9 protein-coding genes are annotated in these 13,211 nt (G+C 61.7%); 6 read left to right on the top strand and 3 right to left on the bottom strand.

Translation table 11 applies throughout. From position 1 onward, the window contains the following. The first annotated feature begins 175 nt into the window (after positions 1-175). The 4 genes from xdhA (at position 176) to guaD (ending at position 6,281) form a co-directional block, all read left to right on the top strand. The gene (gene xdhA, locus BLQ09_RS03630) at positions 176-1,624 is read left to right on the top strand and encodes a xanthine dehydrogenase small subunit (RefSeq protein ID WP_027603705.1); all 1,449 of its coding nucleotides are present in this window, start codon (positions 176-178) and stop codon (positions 1,622-1,624) included. After that, positions 1,617-4,016 carry a xanthine dehydrogenase molybdopterin binding subunit gene (xdhB, locus tag BLQ09_RS03635; protein WP_027603704.1) on the top strand — a complete coding sequence of 800 codons (2,400 nt, stop codon included), beginning with the start codon at positions 1,617-1,619 and terminating at the stop codon, positions 4,014-4,016. Before xdhA ends, xdhB begins: the two co-directional genes overlap by 8 nt. Before the next feature lie 110 nt (positions 4,017-4,126). After that, on the top strand, positions 4,127-4,969 hold the full coding sequence (xdhC, locus tag BLQ09_RS03640) for a xanthine dehydrogenase accessory protein XdhC (RefSeq protein WP_027603703.1): 843 nt from the start codon (positions 4,127-4,129) through the stop codon (positions 4,967-4,969). A 7-nt stretch (positions 4,970-4,976) separates the two neighbouring features. After that, complete coding sequence (gene guaD / locus BLQ09_RS03645; RefSeq protein ID WP_027603702.1) at positions 4,977-6,281, top strand: guanine deaminase; 1,305 nt, start codon at positions 4,977-4,979, stop codon at positions 6,279-6,281. 127 nt (positions 6,282-6,408) lie between these two features. Here guaD and BLQ09_RS03650 read toward each other — a convergent pair whose 3' ends face one another. Beyond that, complete coding sequence (locus BLQ09_RS03650) at positions 6,409-7,173, bottom strand: GntR family transcriptional regulator (RefSeq protein ID WP_003175499.1); 765 nt, start codon at positions 7,171-7,173, stop codon at positions 6,409-6,411. A gap of 245 nt (positions 7,174-7,418) precedes the next feature. Between BLQ09_RS03650 and BLQ09_RS03655 the strand changes: the two genes are divergently transcribed. Continuing rightward, positions 7,419-8,609, top strand: a complete 1,191-nt coding sequence (locus BLQ09_RS03655) for a benzoate/H(+) symporter BenE family transporter (protein WP_027603701.1) — start codon at positions 7,419-7,421, stop codon at positions 8,607-8,609. Positions 8,610-8,646: 37 nt separating this feature from the next. On the opposite strand, the gene BLQ09_RS03660 is transcribed toward BLQ09_RS03655, so the two are convergent. Continuing rightward, positions 8,647-8,991, bottom strand: a complete 345-nt coding sequence (locus BLQ09_RS03660; RefSeq protein WP_010208515.1) for a YggL family protein — start codon at positions 8,989-8,991, stop codon at positions 8,647-8,649. A gap of 237 nt (positions 8,992-9,228) precedes the next feature. On the opposite strand from BLQ09_RS03660, the gene dacB reads away from it, so the two are divergent. Then, entirely contained in the window at positions 9,229-10,689 is a 1,461-nt protein-coding gene (gene dacB, locus BLQ09_RS03665; protein ID WP_027603700.1) for a D-alanyl-D-alanine carboxypeptidase/D-alanyl-D-alanine endopeptidase, read from the top strand. 9 nt (positions 10,690-10,698) lie between these two features. Here the strand turns inward: dacB and BLQ09_RS03670 are convergent, their stop codons facing one another. Then, on the bottom strand, positions 10,699-13,098 hold the full coding sequence (locus BLQ09_RS03670; protein ID WP_092355401.1) for a sensor domain-containing diguanylate cyclase: 2,400 nt from the start codon (positions 13,096-13,098) through the stop codon (positions 10,699-10,701). Between the last annotated feature and the right edge of the window lie 113 nt (positions 13,099-13,211).

Consider the following 13,211-nt stretch of genomic DNA (forward strand, 5'->3'; position numbering starts at 1 on the left):
GCTGAACACCCACACGCCCCCAAAAACGCCGGTTTCAGAAGACTGAACCATAATTGAAAGTGTTGCGATCGCATTTTCCTGACCTTCTGGTCAGAAAATCATTGACCGAAAAGTCAGACATGACTAGATTCGGCGCAAAGCGGTTAACAACAATAATGAGTCTGCGAGGCCTTCCGTGATCCAGTTTTTACTTAACCAGGAACTCCGTAGCGAGCACGCCCTGGACCCCAACCTGACCGTGCTCAACTATCTGCGCGAGCATGTGGGCAAACCCGGTACCAAGGAAGGCTGCGCCAGCGGCGACTGCGGTGCGTGCACGGTGGTGGTCGGCGAGTTGCACACCGACCCTCAGGGCGTTGAGCAGATCCGTTATCGCAGCCTCAATTCCTGCCTGACATTTGTATCGTCGCTGCACGGCAAGCAGTTGATCAGCGTCGAAGACCTCAAGCACCAGGGCCAACTGCACAGCGTGCAACAGGCCATGGTGGAGTGCCACGGTTCGCAATGCGGCTTTTGCACCCCCGGGTTTGTGATGTCGTTGTTCGCCCTGCAAAAGAACAGCGACGCCCCCGACAGCCAGAAGGCCCACGAGGCCCTGGCCGGCAACCTGTGCCGCTGCACCGGCTATCGGCCGATCCTGGCCGCCGCCGAACAGGCCTGCTGCAACAAACCGGCGGACCAGTTCGACAACCGCCAGGCCGAGACCATCGCCCGCCTCAAAGCCATCGCGCCGACCCAAACCGGTGAACTCAACAGCGGCGACAAACGCTGCCTGGTGCCCCTCACCGTTGCCGACCTGGCCGACCTCTACGACGCCTACCCGCAAGCCCGCCTGCTGGCCGGCGGCACCGACCTGGCGCTGGAAGTCACCCAGTTTCACCGCACCCTGCCGGTGATGATCTATGTCGGCAATATTGAAGAGATGAAGCGCATCGAGGACTTCGACGACCGCCTGGAAATCGGCGCCGCCACTGCCCTCTCCGACTGCTACACCGCGCTGCACCACGAATACCCGGATTTCGGCGACCTGCTGCACCGCTTCGCCTCCCTGCAAATCCGTAACCAGGGTACCCTCGGCGGCAATATCGGCAACGCCTCGCCGATTGGCGATTCGCCGCCGCTGTTGATCGCCCTGGGGGCGCAGATCGTGCTGTGCAAAGGCAACACGCGCCGTACGCTGGCCCTGGAAGACTACTTCATCGACTACCGCGTGACGGCGCGCCAGGACAGCGAGTTCATCGAAAAAATCATCGTCCCCAAGGGCCACGCGCTGTTCCGTGCCTACAAGGTTTCCAAGCGCCTGGACGACGATATTTCCGCCGTGTGTGCGGCCTTCAACCTGAAGATCGACAACGGTGTGATCAGTGATGCCCGCGTCGCGTTCGGCGGCATGGCCGCCACGCCAAAACGCGCGAAAAACTGCGAAGCCATGTTGGTCGGCGCCACCTGGAACGCCGCCACCGTCGAGAAAGCCTGCGCCGCCCTCGCCGAGGATTTCACCCCGCTGTCGGACTTCCGCGCCAGCAAGGAATACCGCCTGCTCAGCGCCCGGAACCTGCTGCGCAAATACTTCATCGAACTGCAAACGCCGCACATCGAGACTCGGGTGACCGCTTATGTCTAACCATCACGCCGTGGAAAAAACCCAGGCCGAACTGGCCGCGCTGTTTGCCCAGGACCTGACCTCCGGAGTCGGCCGCAGCGTCAAGCATGACAGCGCCGCCAAGCACGTGTCCGGTGAAGCGCAGTACATCGATGACCGCCTGGAATTCCCCAACCAGTTGCACCTGTATGCACGCATGTCCGACCGCGCCCACGCCCGGATCATCCGCATCGACACCACGCCCTGCTACGCCTTCGACGGTGTGCGTATCGTCATCACCCACGAAGACGTGCCGGGCCTGAAAGACATCGGCCCGCTGCTGCCCGGCGACCCCTTGCTGGCCATCGACACGGTGCAGTTCGTCGGCCAGGTGGTTTTGGCCGTGGCCGCCCGCGACCTCGACACCGCACGCAAGGCCGCGATGGCGGCCGTGATCGAATACGAAGACCTGGAGCCCGTGCTGGATGTGGTCGAGGCCTTTCGCAACAAGCACTTCGTGCTCGACAGCCACACCCACCAACGGGGTGATTCGGCCGGCGCACTGGCGACCGCCAAGCACCGCCTCCAGGGCACCCTGCATATCGGCGGCCAGGAACACTTCTACCTGGAAACCCAGATTTCCTCGGTAATGCCCACCGAAGACGGCGGCATGATCGTCTATTGCTCCACGCAGAACCCCACCGAAGTGCAGAAGCTGGTGGCCGAAGTGCTGGACGTGTCGATGAACAAGATCGTCGTCGATATGCGCCGCATGGGCGGCGGTTTCGGCGGCAAGGAAACCCAGGCGGCGAGCCCGGCGTGCCTATGCGCGGTGGTGGCGCGCCTCACCGGCCAGCCGACCAAGATGCGCCTGCCGCGCGTCGAAGACATGCTGATGACCGGCAAGCGCCACCCCTTCTATATCGAATACGACGTGGGCTTCGACGACAGCGGTCGCCTGCACGGGATCAACCTGGAACTGGCCGGTAACTGCGGCTGCTCGCCGGACCTGTCCAACTCGATCGTCGACCGTGCCATGTTCCACGCCGACAACGCGTATTACCTGGGCGATGCCACGGTGAACGGCCATCGCTGCAAGACCAACACCGCGTCCAACACCGCCTATCGCGGCTTCGGCGGCCCGCAAGGCATGGTCGCCATCGAGGAAGTGATGGACGCCATCGCCCGCCATCTGGCGCTGGACCCGTTGGCGGTGCGCAAGGCCAATTACTACGGCAAGACCGAGCGCAACGTCACCCACTACTACCAGACCGTAGAGCACAACATGCTCGAGGAAATGACCGCCGAACTTGAAGCCAGCAGCCAATACGCCGAGCGCCGCGAAGCGATCCGCCTGTACAACGCCCACAGCCCGATCCTGAAAAAAGGCCTGGCGCTGACCCCGGTGAAATTCGGGATCTCATTCACGGCGAGCTTCCTGAACCAGGCGGGCGCGCTGATCCATATCTACACCGACGGCAGCATCCACCTGAACCACGGCGGCACCGAGATGGGCCAGGGCTTGAATACCAAGGTCGCGCAAGTGGTGGCCGAAGTGTTCCAGGTGGACATCGACCGCGTGCAGATCACCGCCACCAACACCGACAAAGTGCCCAACACCTCGCCGACCGCCGCGTCCAGCGGTGCGGACCTGAACGGCAAGGCCGCCCAGAACGCCGCCGAAACCATCAAGCAACGCCTGGTGGAATTCGCCGCGCGCAAGTACGACGTGAGCGAAGCGGATGTGGAGTTCCATAACGGCCATGTGCGCGTGCGCGAGCAGATCCTGACCTTCGAAACGCTGATCCAGCAGGCGTATTTCGCCCAGGTCTCGCTGTCGAGCACCGGCTTCTACAAGACCCCGAAAATCTTCTACGACCGCAGCCAGGCCCGCGGTCGGCCGTTCTACTACTTCGCCTTCGGCGCGGCGTGCTGCGAAGTGATCGTCGACACCCTGACCGGCGAATACAAGATGCTGCGCACCGACATCCTCCACGATGTGGGCGCCTCACTGAACCCGGCCATCGACATCGGCCAGGTAGAAGGAGGCTTTATCCAGGGCATGGGCTGGCTGACCATGGAAGAGCTGGTGTGGAACAACAAGGGCAAGCTAGAGACCTGCGGCCCGGCCAGCTACAAGATCCCGGCGGTAGCCGACATGCCTTTGGATTTGCGTGTGAAGCTGGTGGAAAACCGCAAGAACCCGGAAGACACCGTGTTCCATTCCAAGGCCGTGGGCGAGCCACCATTCATGCTCGGGATTGCCTCGTGGTGCGCGATCAAGGATGCGGTGGCGAGCCTGGCTGATTATCGCCATCAGCCGAAGATCGATGCGCCGGCGACACCGGAGCGGGTGTTGTGGGGGTGTGAGCAGATGCGCAAGTTGCAGACGGCGACAGCTGTCGAGCCTGAAACTGAAATGGCTTCGCTCTAGACCGAGGCGCTGCCATCGGGGGCAAGCCCCCTCCCACATGGGAATGCATTCCAAATGTGGGAGGGGGCTTGCCCCCGATGACGGCCTGACAGACACCACAAGAGGTGACTATGAACAACTGGATCAGCGCCCTCGCCGACCTGCAGAACCAGGGTGAACCCTGCGTACTGGTGACCATCATCGAAGAGCTCGGCTCCACGCCGCGCAATGCCGGTTCGAAGATGGTGATCAGTGCCGCGCAGACCTTCGACACCATCGGCGGCGGGCACCTGGAATACAAGGCCATGCAGATCGCCCGCGACATGCTCGTGCGCGGCCAGCAGAACACCCATCTGGAGCGCTTCAGCCTCGGCGCCAGCCTGGGCCAGTGCTGCGGGGGCGTCACCGTGCTGCTGTTCGAACCCATGGGCCAGGTGCAGGCGCAGATCGCGGTGTTCGGCGCCGGCCATGTCGGTCGCGCGCTGGTGCCGTTGCTGGCGAGCCTGCCGTGCCGGGTGCGCTGGATCGATTCCCGCGAGCAGGAGTTTCCGGAACATATCCCCCAGGGCGTGCGTAAAATCATCAGCGAAGAGCCGGTGGACGAAATTGCCGACCTGCCGGTGGGCAGTTACTGCATCGTCATGACCCACAATCACGCGCTGGATCTGGAACTCACCGCCGCCCTGCTCAAGCGCAATGACTTCGCCTACTTCGGCCTGATCGGCTCCAAGACCAAACGCGTCAAGTTCGAACACCGCCTGCGCGATCGCGGCTTCGACGCCGCGCAGTTGCAACGCATGCGTTGCCCCATGGGCCTCAGCGAGGTGAAGGGCAAGTTGCCGGTGGAGATTGCCATCTCCATCGCCGGCGAAATCATCGCCACTTATAACGCCAATTTCGGCCAGCACACCGCGAGCGCCGAACCCATTGCCAAATTGCTGCCGGCCTCGCGCCGCAGCCAAGCTATCAATTGAGACGACCATGCCTTTGACTCGCAAAGCCTACCGTGCCGCCCTCCTGCACAGCATCGCCGACCCCGCTGAAGTTGGGATCGAAGCCTCCTACGAGTATTTCGAAGACGGCCTGCTGGTGATCGAAAACGGCCGGATCAGCGCCGTGGGCCATGCCGGCGACCTGCTGCCGAGCTTGCCTGCCGACATCGACATCACCCATTACCAAGATGCGCTGATCATCCCCGGCCTGATCGACACCCATATCCACCTGCCGCAGACCGGCATGGTCGGCGCGTATGGCGAGCAGTTGCTGGACTGGCTCAACACCTACACCTTCCCGTGCGAAAGCCAGTTCGCCGACAAGGCCCACGCCGAAGAAGTCGCAGGCATTTTTATCAAGGAACTGCTGCGCAACGGCACCACCACCGCACTGGTGTTCGGCAGTGTGCATCCGCAGTCGGTGAACGCATTCTTTGAGGCGGCGGAAAAACTCGACCTGCGCATGATCGCCGGCAAGGTGATGATGGATCGCAACGCCCCGGACTACCTCACCGACACCGCCGAATCCGGCTACCAGCAAAGCAAGGCACTGATCGAACGCTGGCACGGCAAAGGCCGCCTGCACTACGCGGTCACCCCGCGTTTTGCGCCGACCAGCACGCCGGAGCAATTGGCGTTGGCCGGGCAACTGCTGGGCGAGTACCCGGACCTGTACATGCAGACGCACATCAGTGAGAACAAGCAGGAAGTCGAGTGGGTGAAGGCGCTGTTTCCGGAGCGCAACGGCTATCTGGATGTGTACGACCACTACAAGCTGCTGGGCGAGCGCTCGGTGTTTGCCCACGGCGTGCACCTGTGTGATGACGAGTGCGCACGGTTGGCGGAGACGGGGTCGGCGGTGGCGTTCTGTCCGACCTCGAACCTCTTCCTCGGCAGCGGCCTGTTCAACCTGCCGATGGCCGAGAAACACAAGCTGAATGTCGGCCTGGGCACCGATGTGGGTGGTGGCACCAGTTTCTCGCTGCTGCAAACCTTGAACGAAGCCTACAAGGTCATGCAACTGCAGGGCGCGCGGTTGAGCCCCTTCAAGTCGCTATACCTGGCCACCCTGGGCGGTGCGCGGGCGCTGCGCCTGGAAGACAAGATCGGCACGTTGCAGCCGGGCACCGATGCAGACTTCCTGGTGCTGGACTACAACGCAACGCCGCTGCTGAGCTATCGCTTGAAGCAGGCCAATAACATTGCCGAGACGTTGTTCGTGTTGATGACCCTGGGGGATGATCGGACGGTGTTGCAGACCTACGCTGCCGGCCAACTCGTGCACCAACGCTGATCTGCGCCACGACACAAAACAAATGTGGGAGGGGGCTTGCTCCCGATAGCGGTGGATCAGGCACTTAATTCAGTGACTGACACTCTGCCATCGGGAGCAAGCCCCCTCCCACATTTTTTAATCGGGTTTACAGCTTGACTGAAGAACGCCCCGGCTTCTTGGTCTGCAACAGATGCGAGAACACCGCATGCAAATCATCCGACGCACTTTCCTCGTCGAGGTTGAGCTTGCTGTCGATATGATCCATGTGATGCATCATCAAGTTCACCGCCAACGCCGCGTCCCGTGCTTCGATCGCATCGATCAGTTGGGTGTGCTCATCGTAGGAACAGTGCGAGCGGTTGCCGCTTTCGTACTGAGCGATGATCAACGAGGTCTGGGACACCAGGCTGCGCTGGAAGCTGATCAGCGGCGCGTTTTTCGCGGCTTCGGCCAGCTTGAGGTGGAATTCGCCGGAGAGGCGGATGCCCGCTCCGCGATCACCGCGGGAGAAGCTGTCGCGCTCGTCGTTGACCATCTGGCGCAGTTCGGCCAGTTGCTCAGCGGTGGCGTGCTGCACTGCCAGCTCGGTGATCGCTCGCTCTACCAGGCGCCGGGCCAGGAACACCTGGCGTGCTTCTTCCACGCTTGGGCTCGCCACCACCGCGCCACGATTGGGCCGCAGCAACACCACGCCTTCATGGGCCAGGCGCGACAGCGCGCGGCGAATGATAGTGCGGCTGACGCCGAAGATTTCGCCCAGTGCCTCTTCACTCAATTTGGTACCGGGTGCCAGGCGCTGCTCGAGGATCGCCTCGAAGATATGCGCGTAGACGATATCGTCCTGGGTTCCGCTGCGACCGGCCTTGCCGGCTCGCGGTTGTTTCTTGAGAGGTTGCAACTGTTCGTTCATGGGCACTCGGGTAGGGAGAACGGCGGCGAATTAACGGTAATACGGCAACTTTAAGGTAATACGGCAACACGGGGTCGCTGGCAAGTATCACCTAAAAACAGCGCACATTGTACACAACCCACTGCGCCAACACACTGTACGGCTGTTTGCGGTGCCGTCTGTATTGCAATGAGTCGTTACGTTTGAGTTTAGGCTTGAATCTGCGCCGTCACCGGCAAACACCCAGGTAAAAGGAACACCTCTCCATGACCGACGCCACCCAAGCGCCCTTGCGCCCGCTGGCCGACACTTCTGCCTCCGCCGTTGTCGCCGGCTTTATCGCCATGATGACCGGCTATACCAGCTCCCTGGTGCTGATGTTCCAGGCCGGCCAGGCGGCCGGCTTGACCACGGCGCAGATTTCTTCGTGGATCTGGGCGATTTCCATCGGCATGGCGGTCTGCAGCATCGGCCTGTCCCTGCGCTACCGCACGCCGATCACCATTGCCTGGTCCACCCCCGGCGCGGCGCTGTTGATCACCAGCCTGGGCGGTGTGAGTTACGGCGAGGCCATCGGCGCCTACATCACCTGCGCGGTGCTGGTGACGCTCTGCGGGCTCACCGGCAGCTTTGAAAAACTGGTCAAGCGTATCCCTGCGTCGTTGGCGGCCGCCTTGCTGGCGGGGATCCTGTTCAAGATCGGCAGCGAGATTTTCGTCGCTGCGCAGCATCGCACCGGCCTGGTCCTGGGGATGTTTTTCACCTACCTGATCATCAAGCGTCTGTCGCCACGCTACGCGGTACTGGCCGCCCTGATGATCGGTACCCTGCTGTCGGGGCTGATGGGCTTGCTGGACTTCAGCGGTTTCCACCTGGAAGTGGCGACGCCGGTATGGACGACGCCGCACTTCTCGTTGGCGGCAACCATCAGTATCGGGATTCCGTTGTTCGTGGTGGCGATGACCTCGCAGAACATGCCCGGCGTCGCCGTACTGCGGGCCGATGGCTATAACGTGGCGGCCTCGCCGCTGATCACCGCCACCGGCCTGGCCTCGCTGGTGCTGGCGCCCTTTGGCTCCCACGGCATCAACCTGGCGGCGATCAGCGCAGCGATCTGCACCGGCCCCCATGCCCATGAAGACCGTAATAAACGCTACACCGCCGCCGTATGGTGCGGGGTGTTCTACGGGATAGCCGGGGTGTTCGGCGCAACACTGGCGGCACTGTTCGCAGCCTTGCCCAAGGAACTGGTGCTGTCGATTGCGGCCTTGGCCTTGTTTGGCTCGATCATCAATGGCTTGAGTATCGCCATGAATGAGCCGAAGGAACGGGAAGCGGCGCTGATCACCTTTATGGTCACCGCGTCAGGCTTGACGTTGTTTTCCATCGGCTCGGCGTTCTGGGGGATTGTGGCGGGGGTGTTGACGCTGCTGATTCTGAATTGGCGCAAGGCATAAAAAAACGGCGACCCTCAGGTCGCCGTTTTTTTCAGTATCACTTAGCCGCGTTGATCGGCTTTTCCGGATACCACACGTCCAGCAGCGGGCTGACTTCAGCCTTGGTCAGCTCGGAACGGGTTTTCAGCCAGGCTTCGACGGCAGCACGCTGCTCTTCGGAGACCGAGCCACGCTTCTGCAGGCAAACCAGACCGTAGTCGTCGCCGCCGACATAGCCCAGGCCGTTGGCTTCCATGGCTTCTTTGATGAATGCTTCGAGGAAAGCGTCGATAGCTTCTTCACTCAGGCCTTCTTTGAAGTCCAGGTTCAGTTCGAAACCCAGCTCTTGAAATTCATCAACGCACAGTTTTTTGCGCAGACGCTGGGAACGGTTAGTCGCCATTGGAACAATCCTCATAAGTAATAACGGGCGGCACTTTAGCAGTTTAAGACGACGATTGCCCGACTCTCTGGGACAGGCGGCCGTTTGCTGTTAAAAAAACGCCAATTACCAGCTATCGTTCAGCTACAAGTGCCTTCACCTTGGGGCATAATGCCGACACTTTCATGACCATTGAGGGAATTTTCCTATCTACCCCTCGCCTTTTTCACCCTCCTCAGCAGTAGGGTTTTACTTCTTATGATCAAATCTTTGCGTCCATTGCTACTCGCCAGTTTTCTCCTGCCACTGGCCTTTTCCACCTCCGCGGCCCCGATCAACAATACCTTGCCTGCCAACGTCCAGCAGGCACTGGCCAAAGCCAAGCTGCAAAACACTGCGCTGTCCCTGGTGATGATCCCACTGAACGGCCCCGGCACCCCCACCGTGTTCAACGCCGACGTCTCGGTAAACCCGGCTTCCACCATGAAGCTGGTCACCACCTATGCGGCCCTGGAAATGCTCGGCCCCAACCACCAGTGGAAAACCGAGTTCTACACCGACGGCACCCTCAGCGGTGGCGTGTTGCACGGCAACCTGTACCTCAAGGGCGGCGGCGACCCCAAGCTGAATATGGAAAAACTCTGGCTGCTGATGCGCGACCTGCGGGCCAATGGCGTGCAGCAAGTCACCGGCGACCTGGTGCTGGACCGCAGTTTCTTCAACCAGCCGCAGTTGCCGGAATTCAATGATGACGGCAACGACGAGAACAAACCGTTCCTGGTCAAGCCCGACGCCCTGCTGGTCAACCTCAAGGCCCTGCGCTTTGTGACCCGTAACGATTCGGGCCGCGTGCTCGTCTCGGTCGAGCCGCCGATTGCCAGCATCCGCATCGACAACCAGGTCAAGGCCTCCAACGCCAAGCAGTGCACCGGCGACGTACGCTACAACCCGGTCACAGGCGCCGATGGCAGTATGACGGTCACCGTCAGCGGCCAATTGGCCGATGGCTGCAGCTCGCAGACTTATCTGTCGTTGCTGGACCACGCCACCTACACCGCCGGTGCGGTGCGGGCGATCTGGCAGGAACTGGGCGGCACCATCCAGGGCCGCGATATCCAGGCGCCGGTGCCCAAGGATGCCAAGGTCCTGGCCCGCGCCTTTTCGCCGGACCTGGCGGAAATCATCCGTGACATCAACAAATACAGTAACAACACCATGGCCCAGCAGTTGTTCCTGAGCCTGGGCGCGCAGTTTCGCAACGATGCCGACGGCGACGATGCCAAGGCCGCGCAACGTGTGGTGCGCCAGTGGCTGGCGAAGAAAGGCATCACCGCGCCACACCTGGTGATGGAGAACGGTTCGGGCCTGTCCCGTGCCGAGCGGGTCAGCGCCCGCGAGATGGCCGCCATGCTGCAGGCCGCCTGGAAAAGCCCCTACGCTGCGGAATACATCAGCTCGATGCCGATCGCCGGCACCGACGGCACCATGCGCAAACGCCTGAAGACCACGGCCATGCGCGGCGAAGCCCACGTCAAGACCGGTACCTTGAATACCGTGCGCGCCATTGCCGGGTTCAGCCGCGACAACAATGGCAACACCTGGGCGGTGGTGGCGATCCTCAACGATCCGAAGCCGTGGGGCGCATCGTCGGTGCTGGACCAGGTGCTGCTGGATCTGTACCGCCAGCCAAAACTGGCGGCGGCGGCTCCCGTCCTATAGGAGCGAGCGTCAGGCCCGCGCCCTCTCGGCCTCCACCCGGTCCCTGCCCGCCTGCTTGGCCACGTACACCGCCGAGTCGGCACGCAACAACAGGCCATCAATGCCTTCATCCACCCGCCAGCTGGCCACACCAAAGCTGGCGGTGACGATGCCCACAGGCTCCATCGGCAGGTTACGCAGGGATTGCCACAACTCCATGGCCAGGCCATAAGCCTGCTCGCCATCGGTATTGGGGCACAGCACCATGAATTCCTCGCCCCCCAGGCGGCAGAACACGTCGGTGCGGCGCAGACGCTGACTGATGCGCCTGCACAACTCCTGCAACACCCCGTCGCCAACCGCATGCCCGTGCTGGTCGTTGATACGCTTGAAATGATCGATATCGAGCATGATCACCGACAGCGCCCCACTGGTCCGGTTGAGCCTCGCCATCTCGGCCCTGAGGCGGTCCTGGAAATAGCGACGGTTGTGAATCCCGGTCAGGGAATCTGTGATGGACAGCGCGCGCAGTTCCTCTTCAACCCGCTTCAAGTCGGAAATGTCCGACACATAGCCATGCCACAGCGTACCGCCCCCCGGTAACTCTTCCGGGGTGGCCTCGCCGCGAATCCAGCGCAACCCCCGTTGCGGCAACTGCACCCGGTACTCTTCGCGCCAGTGGCTCAACTGCAATGCCGACAGGCGAATCGAGGCCCGCACCCGCTCCGCGTCCAGCGGGTGGATTCGATCGAAGACCTTCGTCGCATCCCGCTGCAACGCGCTGACCTCGATTTCATAGATATCGCGCATGCCGTCGCTGGCGTAGATAAAGCGCCAGTTATCCTGGGGTTCCAGGGTGAATTGGAAGATCCCCCCGGGTACGTGGGCACTGAGTTTCTTGAGCAGGCGGTCCCGCGCCGCCAGGGCCTCGTAGGCGCGTTTCTGCTCGGTGACGTCCAGGTAAATCGCGAGGTGACCGATCCACAGACCATGGTCATCCAGCAAGACGGTGGCCAACATATTCACAATCAGCTGACTGCCATCCTGGCGGACCAAGGTCCACTCCCGGGCTTCGTGCAGGTTGTCGGGGCTTTCCACCAGCATCGCCTGGCTCGCCGGGATACGCTTGCCCAAGGTCACGCTCAGGCTCGCGGAACGTGCCTCCAACTCCAACGCCAAGTGCAGGCTTTCCAGGGTCAGCTTACCCACCACCTGGTCGGCCTCGTACCCCAGCATCTGCTCGGCACCGGCGTTGAAGGTGTTGATCACGCCGCGCAAGTCAGTGGCAATGATCGCCACTTGTGTAGCGGCGTTGAGTACGCTGCGCAACTGGCCATGGGCACCCCGTAGTTCCTGCTCACGCAAGCGCAACTGCACAGTGCGTTGCTCCACCAGTTTCAACGCACGCTGGCGCTGGCTCACCAGCACATAGAGCAAGGCGCTGAGCAGCAGGCTGAGTAGGCTACCCATGGTCAGGATCGTGGACAGCGAGGAATAGTTGGCCTGCTCGAACACCTTGCTCGGGCGCAGGCTCAGGGCGTACACATGATCGCCCAGGGTCAGGCGACGTGCGCCAGCAAGGTCACTGTTGGCCACGGTATTGCCGGACTCGAAGAGCACGCGCTTTTGCAGGTCTGAGGTGTCGACGATCTGCATCACCAGGTTGTCCCGCTCCGCTTTGGGCAAACCGTCGGCGACCAGCTGGCGCATGCTGATCACCGCCATCACGTAACCATATGGCTCATTTGGGGACGGCTCGGACGTGGGCAGGTGACTCACCGGCGCGACCAGTAATACACCCGTGGCATAAGCCGGCTCGACCCCCACCAACTGCATCGGTTGGGACACCGCCAGCTTGCCGCTCTTTTGCGCCCGCTCAAGGGTAGAGCGCCGCAGGGGCTGGGCCAACAGATCAAAACCCAAGGGCGACCCCAGCAGGCTTTGAGTCTGGCTGTAGAGCACCGGAACGTATTCATCACGCTCGGGCGCCGGGGCCAGTTCGCCGGCGCTATTAAGTTCACGGATAACAAAGGGTACCCCACGCAGGCGGGACACCTCTTGTTCAAACTGGCTGCGCTGTTCGCGAAACACACGGGGTGCCCAGGCGTAGGCGCGGGCGCGCAACAGTAACGGCTGGGCAAAGCCGTCGAACTCCTCGCGGGACACAACATCGGAATTGACGAAGAACCGCCGCAGGCTGTTCAGGCGTTGTTCCTGATCCTCGAAGCGTTCCTGCAAGCGGGTGTAACGCTCGTTGACCAGCAACTGAAAGCGCTGGCGAACCTGTTGCTGATAGAGGTCGGAGGCCGCCCAGGCGACGATGGCCGTCAGCGCAAAACCTGCCAATAACACCACCAACGCCACCAGCCAAGCCGACGCCTGTTCACTGATAAAGCCTAGGATTTTCGGGCGAACGGCTTGCAACGGCATAGGCAACACTCACAACGCCAGCGTGCGGGGGGGTGTCACTTTGGCTAGGCCTTAAGTTATAGCCATCGGCCCAGGGTTTGACCAGCGTAAAAAAGCCGCAAGCCCGGAATAGT

The sequence above is a fragment of the Pseudomonas sp. NFACC25 genome, assembly GCF_900100935.1.
GTDB lineage: Bacteria > Pseudomonadota > Gammaproteobacteria > Pseudomonadales > Pseudomonadaceae > Aquipseudomonas > Aquipseudomonas marginalis.

Coding starts and splice junctions, on each gene's coding strand:
- guaD (WP_027603702.1), top strand. CDS start 4,977: ATGCCTTTGACTCGCAAAGCCTACCGTGCCGCCCTCCTGCACAGCATC.
- dacB (WP_027603700.1), top strand. CDS start 9,229: ATGATCAAATCTTTGCGTCCATTGCTACTCGCCAGTTTTCTCCTGCCA.
- BLQ09_RS03670 (WP_092355401.1), bottom strand. CDS start 13,098: ATGCCGTTGCAAGCCGTTCGCCCGAAAATCCTAGGCTTTATCAGTGAA.
- BLQ09_RS03660 (WP_010208515.1), bottom strand. CDS start 8,991: ATGGCGACTAACCGTTCCCAGCGTCTGCGCAAAAAACTGTGCGTTGAT.
- BLQ09_RS03650 (WP_003175499.1), bottom strand. CDS start 7,173: ATGAACGAACAGTTGCAACCTCTCAAGAAACAACCGCGAGCCGGCAAG.
- xdhC (WP_027603703.1), top strand. CDS start 4,127: ATGAACAACTGGATCAGCGCCCTCGCCGACCTGCAGAACCAGGGTGAA.
- BLQ09_RS03655 (WP_027603701.1), top strand. CDS start 7,419: ATGACCGACGCCACCCAAGCGCCCTTGCGCCCGCTGGCCGACACTTCT.
- xdhB (WP_027603704.1), top strand. CDS start 1,617: ATGTCTAACCATCACGCCGTGGAAAAAACCCAGGCCGAACTGGCCGCG.